General features: G+C 57.1%; 12 protein-coding genes. 6 read left to right on the top strand and 6 right to left on the bottom strand.

The genetic code is table 11. From position 1 onward, the window contains the following. Positions 1–219: 219 nt before the first annotated feature. Entirely contained in the window at positions 220–1,977 is a 1,758-nt protein-coding gene (gene argS, locus RRF56_RS07910; protein ID WP_317037094.1) for an arginine--tRNA ligase, read from the bottom strand. A 68-nt stretch (positions 1,978–2,045) separates the two neighbouring features. Between argS and RRF56_RS07905 the strand changes: the two genes are divergently transcribed. Next, positions 2,046–2,510, top strand: coding sequence for a cupin domain-containing protein (locus tag RRF56_RS07905; protein ID WP_317037093.1), 465 nt, complete (start codon positions 2,046–2,048; stop codon positions 2,508–2,510). Between the two features lie 215 nt (positions 2,511–2,725). Further along, positions 2,726–3,802: a tRNA 2-selenouridine(34) synthase MnmH gene (gene mnmH, locus RRF56_RS07900; protein WP_317037092.1), complete on the top strand. Its 1,077-nt coding sequence runs from the start codon at positions 2,726–2,728 to the stop codon at positions 3,800–3,802. 271 nt (positions 3,803–4,073) lie between these two features. Here the strand turns inward: mnmH and RRF56_RS07895 are convergent, their stop codons facing one another. Beyond that, a complete protein-coding gene (locus RRF56_RS07895) occupies positions 4,074–4,409 on the bottom strand; it encodes a hypothetical protein (RefSeq protein WP_317037091.1) in 336 nt (111 codons plus the stop codon). A 298-nt stretch (positions 4,410–4,707) separates the two neighbouring features. Between RRF56_RS07895 and leuC the strand changes: the two genes are divergently transcribed. Beyond that, entirely contained in the window at positions 4,708–6,120 is a 1,413-nt protein-coding gene (gene leuC, locus RRF56_RS07890; RefSeq protein WP_317037090.1) for a 3-isopropylmalate dehydratase large subunit, read from the top strand. A gap of 287 nt (positions 6,121–6,407) precedes the next feature. Further along, complete coding sequence (locus tag RRF56_RS07885; protein WP_317037089.1) at positions 6,408–7,094, top strand: Crp/Fnr family transcriptional regulator; 687 nt, start codon at positions 6,408–6,410, stop codon at positions 7,092–7,094. On the opposite strand, the gene RRF56_RS07880 is transcribed toward RRF56_RS07885, so the two are convergent. The 3 genes from RRF56_RS07880 to purN form a co-directional block, all read right to left on the bottom strand. Then, positions 7,091–8,059, bottom strand: coding sequence for a DUF1350 family protein (locus tag RRF56_RS07880; RefSeq protein WP_317037088.1), 969 nt, complete (start codon positions 8,057–8,059; stop codon positions 7,091–7,093). The two genes, RRF56_RS07885 and RRF56_RS07880, sit on opposite strands and share 4 nt — an antisense overlap. Positions 8,060–8,316: 257 nt before the next feature. Continuing rightward, positions 8,317–9,150: a hypothetical protein gene (locus tag RRF56_RS07875; protein ID WP_317037087.1), complete on the bottom strand. Its 834-nt coding sequence runs from the start codon at positions 9,148–9,150 to the stop codon at positions 8,317–8,319. 146 nt (positions 9,151–9,296) lie between these two features. Further along, positions 9,297–9,929 (bottom strand): phosphoribosylglycinamide formyltransferase, encoded by a 633-nt coding sequence (gene purN, locus RRF56_RS07870; RefSeq protein WP_317037086.1) that lies wholly within the window; start codon positions 9,927–9,929, stop codon positions 9,297–9,299. An 80-nt stretch (positions 9,930–10,009) separates the two neighbouring features. On the opposite strand from purN, the gene RRF56_RS07865 reads away from it, so the two are divergent. Together RRF56_RS07865 and RRF56_RS07860 are read left to right on the top strand one after the other, a co-directional pair. After that, positions 10,010–12,907: a zinc-dependent metalloprotease gene (locus RRF56_RS07865; RefSeq protein ID WP_317037085.1), complete on the top strand. Its 2,898-nt coding sequence runs from the start codon at positions 10,010–10,012 to the stop codon at positions 12,905–12,907. A gap of 309 nt (positions 12,908–13,216) precedes the next feature. Further along, on the top strand, positions 13,217–14,833 hold the full coding sequence (locus tag RRF56_RS07860; RefSeq protein WP_317037084.1) for a DUF3370 domain-containing protein: 1,617 nt from the start codon (positions 13,217–13,219) through the stop codon (positions 14,831–14,833). A gap of 152 nt (positions 14,834–14,985) precedes the next feature. Here the strand turns inward: RRF56_RS07860 and RRF56_RS07855 are convergent, their stop codons facing one another. After that, complete coding sequence (locus RRF56_RS07855) at positions 14,986–16,815, bottom strand: serine/threonine-protein kinase (protein WP_317037083.1); 1,830 nt, start codon at positions 16,813–16,815, stop codon at positions 14,986–14,988. Positions 16,816–16,820: the final 5 nt, after the last annotated feature.

Genomic DNA, 16,820 nt, shown 5'->3' with positions numbered 1-16,820 from the left:
GTGTAAAGTCCTGCAAAAATAGGACTTTGAGCACTTTTTGTAGAAAGAAAAACTACTAGCTGTAGGATTGAAAAACTCAGTTCTAGCTATAGAAGCACACCCGATCAAATAGGCTTGTAAATTTTACAGCCTTGCCACTATTAGGCACTTATCTTGAGCAAAACATGGTTTAAGTCGAATAACGTCTCTCTTTAGACTGATTTAGTCGTGACACACAGGCTACATACGTTCCAAGACACGAATGCCGAGGAGGGAAAGACCCAACTTAAGCGTTTTAGCGGTCAGATCGCATAGCAGTAGTCGTGAGGTACGCTGAGGTTCAGCGGCCTGAAGCACGGCACAGCGATCGTAGAACTGATTGAACTTTTGGCTTAGCTCAAACAGGTACTGGCAGAGGCGGTTGGGGTAGAGCTCTTGTGCTACCTCCCCGAGCACTTCGTCGAGCTGGAGCAGGTGGCGGGCCAGGGCAAACTCACTGTCGTCTTCGAGATGGATGCGGGCGTCGGTGGGCAAGTTGTCTAAATCAATCTCACCCTTGCGGCCAATGCCCTGCACTCGTACGTAGGCATAGAGCATATAGGGGGCCGTGTTGCCCGTCAGCGCCAGCATTTTGTCGAAGCTAAAGATGTAGTTGCTGGTGCGATTTTGGCTGAGGTCGGCATACTTGACGGCACCGATGCCGACGGCTTCGGCCACGTCTTGAATAAAGGTCTCGGTTTCTTGTCGTGATTCGGTTTGAATGCGGGCTTCTAGGTCGGTGCGGGCGCGACTGACCGCTTCATCTAGCAAATCTTTGAGTTTTACCGTATCGCCGGCGCGGGTCTTAAACTTTTTGCCGTCTTCCCCCTGCACCACGCCAAAGGGCACATGGGTGAGCTCTACTCCGTCAGGAATCCACCCAGCTTTGGCAGCTACCTGAAATACCTGGGCAAAGTGGTTACCTTGGCCCGCGTCTACCACGTAGAGCACGCGCTCAGCCCTGTCCTGCTGGGTGCGATAGCGAATGGCGGCCAGGTCAGTGGTGGCGTAGTTATAGCCGCCGTCGGTTTTTTGAATGATCAGCGGTAGGGGATCGCCGTCTTTGTTGGTAAAGCCATCGACAAAGACTACTTTGGCCCCCTGGTCTTCGACCAAGAGCCCTTGGCTCTCTAAGTCATTGACGACGTTGGCCAGCAGGGGGTTGTAGAAGGATTCGCCCCGCTCTTGGATAGTAATATCGAGGCGATCGTAGAGCTTTTGGAAGGCTTGACGAGACTGCTCACAGAGAGCTTTCCAAGCTTTAGTGGCAATATCTTTACCCGATTGCAAATCGACCACAGCCTCTCGGGAGCGGGCTTTGAAGTTATCGTCTACATCGAAGCGTTGCTTAGCCTGTTTGTAGAAAGCGACCAGGTCACCAATATCGACCCTAGAGCCAGTTTCTAGGGCCTCAGGACAGGCTTCTGTGAGATGGGTAATCAGCATGCCAAACTGGGTGCCCCAGTCACCCACGTGGTTGAGGCGTAGCACGTTGTGGCCCATGAACTCCTGCACCCGAGCGATGGAGTCGCCAATGATGGTAGAGCGTAGGTGGCCCACGTGCATTTCTTTGGCAATGTTAGGGCTAGAGAAATCGACAATCACCCGTTGGGGCTGTTCGGCGAGGGCGACCCCTAGGCGCGGATCGGCTTGGATGGCTCGCAGCTGATCTTCTAAATACGCGGTTTTAAAGCGCAGGTTGATGAAGCCGGGGCCGGCGATTTCGGGAGGCTCACAGAAGTCGCTGAGGTCAAGTTTTTCGACGATTTGAGCAGCGATCGCCCTGGGATTTCCCTTCAACGGCTTGGCCAGCGACATGGCTAAGTTGGCCTGGTAATCGCCAAACTTGGGGTTGCTGGTGGGCACTAGCATAGGGTCAGTGCCCGCTAACTCTTCGCCAAAGGCAGCGACGAGGGCCTGGTCAAACCGGGCGGTAAGTTGTGCAAGTGTAGACTTCATGATGTGTTTACCCTAACCCCTCTAACTCCCGGATAGCTGCAAAAAACCTTAAGTTCTATGGATTGCCTATGACTAGCTCACAAACACCTGGGCCGTTGTTGACAGACAGCGCGATCGCAGCCTTGCCCGAAGCGATCGTTGTCCATCCTCTCAATCCTAGGGCAATCCGCCACAGCAAAGCTTTGGGCGACGCAGTAGGATTCCAGCACCTCGGTATTCACCGAGTACGGATAGAACCAGGACATGACTCTACCCAGTACCACCGCCACCAAGCCGAAGAAGAGTTTTTGTACATTCTCTCGGGTCGGGGAGTGGCAGAAATCGGTGAAAGCACGGTTGAGGTTGGCCCCGGCGATTTTATGGGCTTTGCGGCTGGTGGCCTAGCCCACAGTCTGAGCAATCCGTTTGAGGAAGATCTAGTTTACCTGGTCGGCGGCCTGCGGCTGGATTTTGATATCTGTGACTACCCCAAGGTGAAGACTCGCCTCTACCGCCGGGGCGAGCAACGGGAGTATGAGGTGCTAGACGCATGAACCCAATGCACGGCGCTGGATCACGGTCTGGCAACGCGCATTTGAGGGGCGATCGCAACGGGAGTAGGTGGTATCTGCCCCAGCTTATGCGCCGCTCCAGCCTGTTGTCTCAACCTCCACTAGGCTAAACCCCATTACACTAAAGACTTATAAAGACTTAGGCTGGTTTTACCCGCCCTGGCCTAGCCACCTCTGGGAGTTTTGCCTGTCTGCCCATGCCAACGCCCCTCAGCATTGACGATTTTTTGCAAGGCTCAGGCCCAATTCTTGACGTGCGTAGCCCTGGAGAATATGCCCAGGGCCATATTCCTGGCGCAGTCAGTTTTCCTCTCTTTACCGATTCAGAACGGGCACAGGTGGGCACCTGCTATAAGCAAGTGGGGCGCGAAGCTGCCGTGGAGCTGGGGTTTGACCTGGCTGGACCTAAGTGCGGCGAGTTTGTCCGCCTAGCGAAGTCGCTGGCTCCCGATCGCCAATTGCGAGTGCATTGCTGGCGCGGGGGTATGCGCAGTGGCGGCATCGGCTGGATTTTAGAACTGGCCGGGTTTACGGTACAGAGCTTGGCTGGAGGGTACAAATCTTACCGGCGCTGGGTGCGCGAAACCTTGGCGATCGCGAAACCGATTGTGGTGCTAGGGGGTATGACCGGCAGTGGCAAGACCCTCATTTTGCAGGAGCTAGCTGCTCTAGGCGAATCCGTACTCGATCTTGAAGCGCTGGCTAACCACCGAGGCAGCAGCTTTGGGGCCTTATTGCTGCCCCCACAGCCCTCTACAGAGCATTACGAAAACTTGCTGGCGGCGCAGTGGGCAGCCTTTGCCCACCACCGTCCGATCTGGCTAGAGGCAGAAAGCCGTCGGGTGGGCACCTGCCGCATTCCCCAGGAACTGTTTGAGCAAATGGAGGCGGCTCCGGCGGTGGAGGTGGTGCGATCGCTCGATGAACGCCTTGATCTGTTGGTAGACATCTACGGGGCTGCTTCCCCAGATAGCTTGGTAGCCGCGACAGAACGTATTCGTAAGCGGTTAGGGGGCGATCGCACCCAAGCGGCGATTCAGCATATTCGATCGGGCAACTTGCGAGGGGCCTGCACCATCATTCTCGACTACTACGATCGCGCTTACCGCCATGACCTAGAGCGTCACCCCAAGAGCATTCCTCAGGTAGATATCAGCGGTCTTTCTCCGGTGGCCAGCGCCTGTCGCTTACTAGAACAGGTACAGCTTGACCAAGCCCCTCAACTGAATACTGCTGCTGGGACTAAACCCTATAGCTGTAGCCAGTCTGGCTAAATTAAGTTAGTTAAAACATTTCCAGAAAAACGGAGAGTCAGACGAAATCCGAGTTGGAAAAACCCCGCTTCAAAACCAGGAACCCTGTAGGGGTGTAGCATGCTACGCCCCTACAGGGTTTGGAGTCAGTCAGGTTAGCTGTTTTCTTAAAAATTTTAATCATCAAAACGCCAAGCCCCCTTAGGACCTGGGGGCTTGGCGCTAATAGAAGGGGTTTCACCCTAGCTAACTCCCGTCTTAGGTCAGAAGGGACAAGGGGGCAGGCTCAACCTTAAGCGTTAGGCTGGGCATTAACGGCGGTAGCTCCGTCTACAGTCATCGCAATTTTCTTGGCTTGCTCTAGCACGCCCTGGGCATCGGGGTTATATTTCAGCACCACGGTGGAGCCAGTTTGGGCCACCCAAAGGCCCACATTGTCAGACAGCCCCGCCTGGTCAAAGGCCAGTGCCACCCGCTTTGCCAAGCCGCTCTCGTCGAACTGACCGTCGATACCGACCTTAGCTGCGTCGACCTTAGCGGTAGTAGCGGCTTGCCTGACGTTGACTTTGGGGGAGGACTTAGCTTTCTCCTCTTCTTTTTTGCCAAACAATTTGCCTAGAAAACCCATGATCTATCTCCTGGTGAATTAAATTGGTTGGTTCCTCGTTGGAGGGCATGGTTTTAGTCAGAGCCTGCGGCGTTTACCCAAGGCTGAAACCACACCATGTGGAAACACCATGTCGAAACCTACCAGCAGATGGTAAAGAATCGATAAAGGGACAGCAAGCACCGCTGGGTACAGTTGCAGCCTCGGCCTTTGGAGGTAGGGATAAAGCAATGGGGTAGAGGCTTTGGGCTAAGATAAAACACTGGCAACGCATTCGCCATTGTTTTCATCACTACTGCATATTGCCTACAGGTCTGCCATGAGTAAGGGTACGCTGTTCGACAAAGTTTGGGATCTACACACCGTAGGTACGCTACCTTCGGGGCAGACCCAGCTATTCATTGGGTTGCACCTGGTGCATGAAGTCACCAGTCCTCAAGCCTTTGCCATGGTGCGCGAGCGCCAGCTGACGGTCATGTACCCAGATCGCACGGTAGCCACTGTCGATCACATTGTGCCTACCGAGAGCCAGGCCCGCCCCTTTGCTGACCCCTTGGCCGAAGCCATGATGCAAGCGCTGGAGCAAAATTGCCAAGCGCATGGCATTCGGTTCTACAACATTGGCTCGGGCAGTCAGGGCATTGTGCACGTGATTGCGCCAGAGCAAGGGCTGACCCAGCCGGGCATGACCATTGCCTGTGGGGATAGCCACACCTCTACCCATGGAGCCTTTGGGGCGATCGCCTTTGGCATTGGCACCAGCCAGGTGCGCGATGTGCTAGCCTCTCAAACCCTGGCCCTCGGCAAGCTCAAGGTGCGCCGCATTGAGGTCAATGGCGCTCTGCCCGCCGGAGTCTATGCCAAAGACGTGGTGCTGCACATTATTCGCAAGCTGGGGGTCAAAGGCGGCGTGGGCTATGCCTACGAGTATGCCGGCACTGCGATCGAAGCCATGTCGATGGAAGAGCGCATGACCCTCTGCAATATGGCGATCGAAGGGGGAGCCCGCTGCGGCTACGTCAACCCCGATCAAACCACCTACGACTACTTAAACGGACGCGACTTTGCCCCCAAAGGCGAGGCCTGGGACCAAGCTGTGACCTGGTGGGATACCCTACGCAGCGACACCGACGCCGAGTACGACGACGTAGTGGTGTTTGACGCCGCTGCCATTGCCCCTACGGTGACCTGGGGCATTACCCCCGGCCAGGGAATCGCCATCAACGAAACCTTGCCGACCCCCGACAGCCTGCCCGACGAAGAGCAAGTATTGGCCCAAGACGCCTTCGCCTATATGGATTTTGCCCCTGGCCAAAGCCTGAAGGGCACTGCTATTGACGTATGTTTTATCGGTAGCTGCACCAATGGACGCATTAGCGACCTGCGAGAGGCGGCCAAAGTGGCCCAGGGCCGTACCGTGGCCGAAGGGGTAAAAGCGTTTGTGGTGCCTGGGTCTGAACGGGTGAAACAGCAGGCTGAAGCCGAAGGCCTCGACCAAATCTTCACCGCTGCTGGCTTTGAGTGGCGAGAGGCGGGCTGCTCAATGTGTTTGGCCATGAACCCCGACAAGCTTCAGGGGCGGCAGATCAGTGCCTCGTCATCGAATCGCAACTTTAAGGGGCGGCAGGGGTCGGCCTCGGGGCGTACCCTGCTGATGAGCCCGGCTATGGTGGCGGCGGCGGCGGTGGCGGGCCAGGTCACCGATGTGCGTGAGTACCTACCGATCGCCTAGGGCCTGCTGCAAAAGGTATTGCAGATTGCCAGATAGAGACTAATTAGTGCGGTAGATCACAAACGTTAACGAACCATTTCCCTGGGCTTAACTTAACCTGGGGAATTCCTTAATTTAGGCCGTTGAAGATGGGGCTGGGTAGGTTATCGATCGCAGGCTTAGCTTCATCAGCATCTAGCAGGCTTAGGGCTTGAAAACAGGCTAGCTGTAGTTCTCTAGGGTGTCGTTGATGGTTTGAGCCTTTAGCCAAGGCTGGCAACCTACCCAGAAGCACTCTAGGTACTTTAGTGTCTGTAACCGCAACCTCTACGGCCCGCAATGCGGCGATCGCCCCCCGCAGCCACCAGACCTTCATTCAACTGCTAGAGCAGCTATATCGAGAACGGGCGCTCTTGCCCTATGCAGCAGGCCGGCCGCTGCCCCTACGAGACAACGAGATTTTGGTGATTTGTCGAGGCATCGTGCAGCTCTTCACCCTGCAACAAGACGGCAGCGAAACCCTGCTGGGCTTAGTTGGCCCCTCCATGCCCCTGGGCTTGCCGCTCACTATCGTTGACCCCTACTGGGCCACCGCCCTTACCGATGTCGATGTGCTGGCGCTACCGATGGCTGAGATTGAGAGTTCGTCGGTGCTGATGGCGGGCATGTTTCGCAATGTCACCCTGCGGATGCAGCAGGCGGAGGCGTGGCTGGCCCTCTCGGGTAAGCGGCTGGTGGCCGATCGCCTGAAGCACTTTTTGCTGTTGCTAGCTAAAGATTTTGGCCAGGTAGAACCCAGCGGCATTCGCATTCCCATTCGGTTAACCCATCACCAGCTGGCAGCGGCCATTGGGACTACCCGCGTCACCGTCACTCGGCTGCTCAAGGACTTCAAATCCGAGGGGTGGCTGACCATCGACCAGCGCCAGGTGGTGCTTCAGCTAGACCCTCGGTTTCCAGCCAACCAGCTGCTCGCCCCCCTGGCTCGGCCCTAGGGGTCTACTAAGGCGGCGACTACCTCGGGCTCGCGGGCAGGGGCAAGAGCTGTCTCTAAGACAATTTCCTTGGTTTGCAGGCCATGCCAGTTCTCTAGCACCCGGTCACCCGTAGGCCACTGGCCTACGGGCTTAAGAAATTTGTCTAGCGGGTTGAGATCAACCAGCCAAGGGCCAACCTTTACCCCCAAAGGCTCCAAATGCTTGCCCGCCAGCTCTTGGTGAATGAGCCCTTTAGATTGTAGGTGCTGGTAGAGCCAACGCACGTCGCTGGTCTCTGGGCAGGGGTCTTGAATACTGCCTGCCACCGTGTCTTGGGCAAAGGAAATTATCGCTGTCAGGTTGAACAGACGGCTGTGATCGATCAGGGCCAGGGTCTGCGATCGCGTCGGTTGTACCCCCAACCCCAGAGCATCGAGCAGGTGTGCCAGGGCTTTGACGGGCACGGCGCTGGTGGTATCGCTAATATCGGGGGCCAGCAGCTGGCTGGGCTGATTCCAAATTGTGGGAACATTCGCCAGGCGATCGCGCAGCCACTGGGCCTGTTTAGGGCCAATCACGGCGTCTAGCGTGCGATCGTCTGGGGCTAACTCCACCCCGCAGAGCAGCTCAAGCAGGGCAATGTACTTGCAACCTAGACTGTGGCCTAGCCAGGCGTAGCGATCGTCTTGTTCATAGATGGCGCTCTCGTAACCGGCTTGCTCGGCCAGCCCCGGCAGTAGCTTTCGTAGCCGTCGCTGTTCCTCCAGCAGGTTCAGGGCAATGCTCCAGTGGCGAAAGCTAAATCGAAAGGGCAGCGCCACCACGGTGTAGCCCGCCCGGTACAATTCTTGCAACAGGTGGCGATAGCTCAGGGTGGGAAACGAGCCAAAAAACGCCCCTCCCATAAACTGAATCACTCCCCGAGGCTGCGGGTGCAGCGCCACCCAGCTAAAAGACACCGGTTCAAATTTAGGTTTATGCATAGCAATGTTCGAGATTAAGGCAGGCTAAATCAACCTCAGGCATGAGCCCATAGCTAATATTGAATCCGAATCCTCTACCCCCGATGCCACTGGGCGAACCACCGTAAGGCCTCTGGCCAGGCTATGCCAACGCCCCTACAGGTTGACCGGTTGGGTATCGGGGGTATGGAACTCGGATTGGGTGTTAGCTTTTTTGAGCGCTGCGGGTATTGGGGCGCTAACGATGTTTGGTTGGGTGCCCCATACCCGCAGCGGCATTATCGATTCACTGACTCCATGCGGATAGGAATTTCTAACCGCGAGAGCAGCTCACTCACGGTGCTGAGGTTCTCAGGGCTGGGGTCTACCTGGGCCAGGGTTTCGGCCAGCACTTCGGCTCGGGCCGCTGGGCTGAGCAATGACAGATCAATGGCTGGTGGATTAGTCAACTCAGGCAGTACGGGCCGTTCTAGCCCGACATTGCCCACAAAGATGGGGTCAATCACGAAGGAACCGGGGTCTGGGGCAATTTCATTCAGCCCCTTGCCGCTGGCCAACTGGAGCGGATAGTTGATCTGGTCAAAATCACCGCCGCTGCCGGGGAAGGTGTTGGGTAGGAAAGTACCGCGAATTTCAGGGTTCAACAGTACTTTGACCGGGGTATTGCCCTGGGGCCGCAAAAACACACCCTGGCGCAGGGCCGGCACGCTCAAGCGCACGTAACCGCGAATTTCAATATCGGGGTTGGCCTCATTGATCAGGCCTGGCTTTGAGAGGTCAGGGAGCAGTTGCAGGGAGGCCGTTTGTTTGGCAGGCACCCGAAAGCGAGTGGTAAACACTGGCGTCACTGGGCTGGGCATTACTGGGGTCAGGGCCAAGAAACTGTTGGCACCGGCTACGTCAAAGGCAACTACTGCATTACCTGGCAAATTGCGGTTGGGGTTAGCGGGGTTGGGGCGGCTGACGGTGAACTCGAGCTGGTAGGTCAAGTCGCGGTCTTCCAGATTCGAGATTGTCAGAAAGTAGCCCTGAATCACCCGTCGGGCGAGGGTCGAGTTTGCGGGGGGTGGGGCAATACGTTTGACAAGGAGCTCAAAGGTTGTGATTTCCATAGGGCTTTTCTTACCGGAGGTAATAGGATGTCCCGCTGGTGTGGGCGGCCAATGGGGGCCGAGCCGCTTACCGTTGGGTTGTCCCCATTGTCCTCAGGCCGCCCGGCCCTTGCCGTCACCCGCGCGGGTACATTCTGCGGCAAACCTTAGGCGATCGCCGCCAGGGCGATCGCCGCTGGATAGATCACATGCTCCTGCTGCTGAATCCGAGCCTGGAGAGTCTCGGTACTGTCATCTGGCTCCACCGGCACTGCCGCCTGCATAATCACCGGGCCGCTATCCACGGCTAGCTCCACATGGTGCACTGTGCAGCCCGCCAGTTTTACCCCCGCTGCCAGGGCTTGATCGACTGCCCTAAGGCCTGGAAAGCTGGGCAGCAGGCTAGGGTGAATGTTGAGTACTTGCCGGGGAAAGGCGTCAATGAGCACGCTGGTAACGCAGCGCATCCAGCCCGCCATAATCACCCACTCGACTCCGTGCCGCCGTAGGGTCTCGACAATCTCTTTATCTAGGGCTTCGCGGCTGGGGTACTGGCGATGGTTGAGCAGCACGGTAGGAAGCCCCAGTCGACGGGCGCGATCGGCCACCTTGGCCCCAGGGTTGTTGTATATCACTGCTCGAATTTCAGCGTGCAGATCGCCCCGGTGGATCGCCTGGGCGATCGCCTCTAAATTGCTACCGTTGCCCGAGGCCATCACCCCTAACTGCAACGGCTGCCCAAACTGGGGCCAAACGGTCGGTAAAGGTGGAGCAATGATGGCAGTGGCAGTCTCAGGCATGGTGGCAGCAAATGGAGAAATGAGGTCTATCATATGACAACACGAAAAACCTCTAACTTAGGGGTGAGGGAGTGCAGTTAGTGAAGCTAAGTGGGCGACTAGGACTGATATTTCTCTGGGGGCTGGCGATCGCCGCCGCTCTCTCCCTAGGCCACGGCAATCGGGTAATAGCCAGTGACGCTACCCTATCACCTGATAGTGCTTTTCCAGCCCTCTATGCTCAGGCCGACGGGCCTGCTGCGGGCAACTCTAACCCCGAAACCACCCTATCTGAGGCGATCGCCCCCCCAGACGCCAGCAGTCTTAAATCGTTTGAAGAGGTGGTTAAGGGCCTGACAGTTTCCCGTGGCCTGTTCACGCTGTATCACGACCATCAGCGCAACCGCGCCCTGATGGGCATAAACCCTAACCAGCTCAACCAAAATCTATTGTTCATGGCCAACCTAGAGTCGGGGTTGGGAGAGCTAGGCCTGTTTCGGGGGTGGCCCGTCAACGACTTGATGATTCAGTTTCGCCAAATTCCTGACAACCGGCTTCAGGTGGCGGTTCCCAACCTCTACGTTCGCAATCCTCAGCCCCAGGCCCAACAGCTGCTGCGAGAATCTTTTGGTGACTCGGTGCTGACTACCCTACCAATCCAGGCCATTCATGCCGACACAGGCGAAATTTTAATTGACCTTAAAGACTTTTTGATCAGCCGTGATCCAGCAAACCTCTCGGGTCAGTTTCCCTGGGTGCTAGGCAGCTATACCATCAGTGGCGATGCCTCTTACATGGGGCCAGTGCAGGCCTTTCCCGAGAATGTGGAGCTAGAGGCGGTGTTGGGGTTCTCGGGTGGGGCCGGGTCGGCATCGCCCTTTTCCTTCGGGTTAACTAGCATTCCCGATAGCCGAGGGTTTAATCTGCGGGTGCGCTACAGTCTGTCGGCCATCCCCAATCACCCCACTTTTCTGCCCCGTTCTGCCGACGATCGCGTGGGCTACTTTCTCACCGCCTACCGCGCCCCCAGCCGACCGGGCATCTCAGACCCCTTTGTGCGCTTTATTCACCGCTGGCACCTAGAAAAACAAGATCCCACTGCGGCCCTTTCTCCTCCCAAGCAACCCCTGGTCTTTTGGATTGAGAATACTACTCCCCAGGAGTATCGAGCCGCGATTCGCGACGGTGTTGACTGGTGGAATGCTGCCTTTGAACAGGCCGGATTTACCGATGCGATCGAAGTGCGTCAAATGCCCAATCAGGCTGACTGGGACCCCGCCGATGTGCGCTACAACGTAATTCGCTGGTCCGATTCGCTATACCCCTGGGCCAGTGGTCTGGGGCCATCGCGGGTCAACCCGCTGACGGGCGAAATTCTCGATGCCGATGTGGTGCTCGATGCCAGCGTTGTCAGTAACCTGAGCCAAGAGTACGACACCCTGGTGTCAGGGGGACTCACAGCAGTAGAGCAACTTACCCCCTGCGGGCATCCCCTGAGCGATCGATTAATGGCGCGGCTGAGTGCCAGGGCTATCCCCGGTAGATTCGAGTCCGGCAGATCGGGCCCCGGCAGATCGGGCTCGGTCCTCCAACGTCTAGATGCGGTCGACTACTGTGCCGGTGTGCGGTCTTCCCAAGTCAATGCCTTTGGCAACCTGGCAATCACCAGCCTGGCACCGCCCTTCTCTACCCGTGACGCCAAGGCCGACTACATTCAGCAGTACCTGCGAGTGCTAACAGCCCATGAGGTTGGGCACGTACTGGGTCTACGGCACAACTTTGTAGGCAGCACTCTGCTGTCGCCAGCTGACCTCAATGACCCGACGACGACTCAAGCCCAGGGCATGGCCAGCTCGGTGATGGACTACCTCCCCCCTAACCTAGCCCCGCCCGAGCAACCCCAGGGCGACTACTTTCCCACCCAGCTAGGCCCCTACGATCGGTGGGCCATTGAGTATGGGTATCGTCCTGTTACCGATCGCATGACGGCGCGACAAGAATTGCAGGCGATCGCTAATCGGTCTGGTGCCCCCGAACTGGCCTATGCCCCCGATGAAGACGCCTATGCCCTGCTTGACCCCAGGGCCAATGCCTGGGACCTGAGCAATGACCCGCTGAGCTACGCCGAAGGCCAAATGGCGATCGCTAAAGCGATTTGGGATCGGCTCGACTGGTTTTCGGTTGACCCTGGCGAGGGCTATAGTCAGCTACGGCAGCGGGTAGATCTGGTCTTTTTTCACTACGATACGCAAACAAACACGATCGCCAACTACATTGGTGGGCAGTACTTTAACCGCACCGACCCCTGGAGTTCTCGCGGACAGGCGGCCTTTGCCCCGGTGGCGGCCACCGATCAACGGCGCGCCTTGGCGGTACTTAACCAGCAGGTGTTTGCCCCCGATGCCCTGACCCTATCGCCAGAATTAGTCAATCGATTGGCCCCCAATCGCTGGCTGCACTGGGGGCAAAACCCCTTCGTCGATCGCATCGACTACCCGATTTTCGATCGGATTTTGTTCACCCAGGCCTTTACCCTGACCAACTTGCTCGACGGTTACCGCTTGCTGCGTCTGCGCGACAGTGAGTTTAATCAACGCGGGGCGTCCGATAGCTTTACTCTGGCCGAACTGTTCGACACGGTGGGTCAGTCGATCTGGGCTGAGGTGCTAACCCCACCCACAGACCCTAAGCCCATCTCAACCCTGCGACAGGGGCTACAGCGACACCACCTCAATACCCTCACGAGCCTGGTACTGCGCAACCACGGCTCGGGGGAAGGGGTGACCGACCTGTTGGGATTTGTCGCCCAGGAGTTTACCTTTGGTGCGCCTGAAGAAGCGCGAGTGTTGGCCCGCTACCAGCTGCGCCAACTGCAAGGCGCGATCGCCCGCTATGTCAATCGCCAGGGCCGTCACCTCGACACTGCGACAATGGCCTACTTAGACGACGTGGGCGATCGCATTGCCAAGGTGCTCGATGCTCCTCTACGGGGACAATAAAGTTGGGGCAAATCTATAAAGATTCAATGATTTCCCCCAAAACGGGACGAAATACCCTGTCCTCCAAGGTGCTATTGTGGATCGGGCTGATCTGAAAGTCAGTTATCCTCACGGAAAGCTAGGAGAGCCGTTCTGTCATATCGGGTATTTGCTGGTCTCTCTAGCCTGTCATTCTAGAGGTGTTGTAAACTGAGCCGTTATGCCAAAGACTGCTCGTTACGAGGGTCTCATCTACTCTACTGCTTCAGGCTTGTTTTACCTGGGCACACTGAATTCACGTGAGTATTTTGGTCGTTCCACGGGTTATCCATGCTGAGTGCGTTAGCCGCTATCACCCTTTCTTCGCTGTTTGCTCAACTGCCCCAGGGTGAAGCTCCCCCTCCCACCGAGGCTAAAACGGTGGTTATTCCCCGCGATGGGACCTATGCGGAAGTCATCCGTTACCAGGAAGTCCGTCCGCTTCCCGGCAGCCTTGATGACATTCCCGTCTTTAACAGCAACAGCCCTGAGGTGGTCCAGCAGAATGGCATTCTGCTATCCACATTTCCCAAAGATGGCATGGCCTCCCCCAATGCTCATCTCGACTACGCATTTAATGGTCGCTTTGATATCTTCGCCCATCACATTGCCCGCGGCGTCAACCCCGACGATCGGCGCACGCTGTTCTTAGGAGTCGTAGTCTATAACCCCGGCAGCGAACCTGTAGATGTCACCATTCACCAAGGGGTGAGCTACCTCAGCCAAGAGGCTCCCTTTATCAACTTGCCCGATGCTCGACTGAGCAGCAACGGTAACGTTTTTGCTGGCCCTGGCAGCCGTACCACCACCGATATTTTGCGCGGTGCCAACCAACCCCACTGGCCCAACCGAATTACCATTCCGCCTGGCCATGTGCAGGTGCTGATGAACACCCCTATTCCCCTGCGCCAGCTGACGGTGCCCGTCAATGGCAGTCACCCCCAGGGCGGTGTCATTCCTAAACCGCCAGTGCGTCCCGTTACCCTCACCGCCGCTGATGCCCAAATCAACGTAGAAACTGGCGAAAATGGTACTGTTCCACCCCGGCCAGTCGCCCCGCGCCCCATTCCCAGCAATGGTCGCACGGCTATGATGTATCTCTCCAGCAGTGGCCCTGTCCATGTGGCTAGCCTAGCCCGCTATGCTGACCTGCTGCCCAACGGCAATGAGCGGGTGCCCTCTCTCCAAGACTGGCTCCAGGTGCTAAAGCAGGGGAACCTAGCTGGGCCTCGTGATATTCCGCCCTCAGATCCTGAGACCCATCGCTTCGGCCGCTTTTACTACGGGCGAGTGGCTGGGGTCGCCAAGGGGTCGAGCTGGAGGGCTACCCTCACCGATTCGTCTGATGCCGATGTGCTGACTATTCCGGCACCGGGCAACGCCTTTTCCTACGTGATTAGCTCTGTCGATCGCAATACCTTTGGCACGGGACAAATTCAGAGCGCACCCATGGTCGCTCGCTACCCCGACACTGCCTACCGCGCCCACGGCAACTACGGCGTGCGCTATAACCTTAAACTGCCGCTATACAACAACCGGGGGACTGAGCAGGCCATTACGCTAAAGTTTCAAACACCCATGCGAGACGAAGATCTGGCTTCGGGGCTGCGGTTTCGTCGTCCTCCTGAAGACAGGATTTTCTTTCGGGGCACCGTGCGGCTGAAGTTTAAAAATCAGATGGGCCTAGAGCGCACTCACTACGTCCACCTGGTGCAGCGACGGGGTCAGGAGGCCGAGGCCTTGCTGCGGCTAAATATTCCTGCCGAAGCTCGCCAAGACCTGGAAATTGACCTGGTATATCCCCCCGATGCAACTCCGCCCCAGGTAATTACGGTGCTCAATGGCGGTATTCCTGAGGTGTTTGAGGCAGAAACCATCAGGCCACCATCCCTGAGCCGCGAGCTCTAAGGTTCGTCGCGGAGGCCTAGGGGCTATGCCTAGAAAAGCCCATGGGGCTAGCACCAGGCCCATGGGCAGCGCAGGCCACCAGCTTGAGCACCCGGTAGATGAGGGCGTCCACGGTTGATTGGGCCCAATGCGTAGCTTGCGGGACACCAAAGCTAGAACAAAACATCGGGAGCCAAGTCGGTCAGGCCAACGCTGTAAATACGGCTGCGATCGCCCTCATTCATGCCCCATAGGTACTGGGTTGGCAAAGGCCTCCCAACTCCTGCCTTAGGCCCCCAGGTCACCATCATCTCAGGTCGCGGCAGCCCGGCCATCCGATTCAATATGCGCCCCTCATCGTTGATCAACGAGAACTTGCCGTCTTGACTCAATAGGCCGTAGCCCACCGCAGTTTCAAACAGCCAGTCAGGAACAATATCAACTCGGTGACGCAGAATTTTAAAGGGTTTCAAGTCGACAATCAGTACCGCACTGGGGCAGTTCTCTTCTAGCGCTAGATAGCGGTAGGGAGAGCGGGTAGGTGTCAAGTTATAAATGGGCAGCGAGGCCACAATGGCCCCTAGATAGTGGCCTCGGCGAGTGACTGCGTGGAACAGCGTACGGCTGCCCCGACGCACCACCAGCACTGCGTGACGGGTGTCCACGGTCAGTAGGGTAACCAAGCGATCGCCTGGTTCAGCCGGAATCATTACAGCGAGCGGAGCCGATATCTTGACCTCATGCTCTAGCGGCATGGTGAGCTGGCGCACAGCCACGCTAAATGTCGCTTGGTCAAGCCTTGAAGCTGTGGCAAACCAGCGCCCGTCGGGTGAAATCGCCACTCCTTCAGCAATCGTATCCTTAGCAATGCAGCCTAACCCGTGGGTTGTTGACAGCAGGTGCACAGACTCTGTCGTCACCAGTATGCCCCCCTGGGGAGTGGGTAAAAAACTTTGTACCGGGGCCGGCAGGGCAAAGCCTTGGCTGTCATTGGGAGCACTGATACCCCCGTCCTGGGGCCAGTGATAAAACCAGACCATCTGCTGGCTACAGGTCACTAGCAAATGGCCCTGGTGAGGCATTGGCACTAGCCCCATGACGGTCGTAGGGTGGGGTAACGTCACCGAGGCTAGATCAGGGGCCAGATCGATCTCAGGCAATTGCTTTAGGCAGGCGGGCTGGGTGAGTGCTCCCTGAGCTTGATAGGTTTGGTATACCGCCATCAGTTCAGTGCGCATTTCGCTAGCGGTGGCGTAGCGCTTGGCTAACAGTTTTTGCAGGGCCTTATAAATCACCCTGCCTAACGGATCTGGCAAATGGGTAGGCAGGATGGGGGGCCGGTTCAGATGGGCCACCATCAGCTCCATCGGAGTGCCTGAGAAGGGCCGCTGATCTAGTAGCAACTCGTATAAAATAATCCCTACGGCGTAGAGGTCGGCAGCGGGCGGGTGCTGATTATAAAACCGCTCCGGAGCCATATAGGCAGGTGATCCTGTATGCCCCATATCAGCCTGTTTTGCCTCTTGACTCAGACGAGCAATGCCTAGGTCAGACACCCGCGCCACCCAACCGCCGGGGGTCAGCTCCATGAGAATGTTTTCGGGTTTGATATCGCAGTGCACAATGCCCTGCCGGTGGGCACAGTCTAGGGCCGCCAGTATATCTAGCACAAATCCCAGCACCTCCTGCACGGTCAGGATGGTGTCACTGTCGAGCAGCGATCGCAGCGTGCCCCCTTCGCAGTAGTCAAGCACGAGCTGCCGACCACTGATGGAATGCTCCAGGGCGTGACAGGTAACAATACTTGGGTGCTCTAGGCTAATTAGAAAGCGCAGCTCCCGCAAAAACTTGTGGGTGGGAAAGCGATCTTTGTGGAGATCCTTAATGGCCATGAGTTCCCCAGTTTTGCGGTGAATGGCGCAGTAGACTCGGCCAAACTGCCCATGCCCCACCAGTCCCAGGGTGTAATACTGTGATCGTCGAATCTGCCGGGTTAGGGCCACCGTTC

The sequence above is a fragment of the Nodosilinea sp. E11 genome (assembly GCF_032813545.1).
Lineage (GTDB): Bacteria > Cyanobacteriota > Cyanobacteriia > Phormidesmidales > Phormidesmidaceae > Nodosilinea.
Note: the sequence above shows the minus strand (reverse complement) of the source record. Positions and strands in the feature narration are given on the sequence as shown.

Coding starts and splice junctions, on each gene's coding strand:
- argS (WP_317037094.1), bottom strand. CDS start 1,977: ATGAAGTCTACACTTGCACAACTTACCGCCCGGTTTGACCAGGCCCTC.
- RRF56_RS07905 (WP_317037093.1), top strand. CDS start 2,046: ATGACTAGCTCACAAACACCTGGGCCGTTGTTGACAGACAGCGCGATC.
- mnmH (WP_317037092.1), top strand. CDS start 2,726: ATGCCAACGCCCCTCAGCATTGACGATTTTTTGCAAGGCTCAGGCCCA.
- RRF56_RS07895 (WP_317037091.1), bottom strand. CDS start 4,409: ATGGGTTTTCTAGGCAAATTGTTTGGCAAAAAAGAAGAGGAGAAAGCT.
- leuC (WP_317037090.1), top strand. CDS start 4,708: ATGAGTAAGGGTACGCTGTTCGACAAAGTTTGGGATCTACACACCGTA.
- RRF56_RS07880 (WP_317037088.1), bottom strand. CDS start 8,059: ATGCATAAACCTAAATTTGAACCGGTGTCTTTTAGCTGGGTGGCGCTG.
- RRF56_RS07875 (WP_317037087.1), bottom strand. CDS start 9,150: ATGGAAATCACAACCTTTGAGCTCCTTGTCAAACGTATTGCCCCACCC.
- purN (WP_317037086.1), bottom strand. CDS start 9,929: ATGCCTGAGACTGCCACTGCCATCATTGCTCCACCTTTACCGACCGTT.
- RRF56_RS07860 (WP_317037084.1), top strand. CDS start 13,217: ATGCTGAGTGCGTTAGCCGCTATCACCCTTTCTTCGCTGTTTGCTCAA.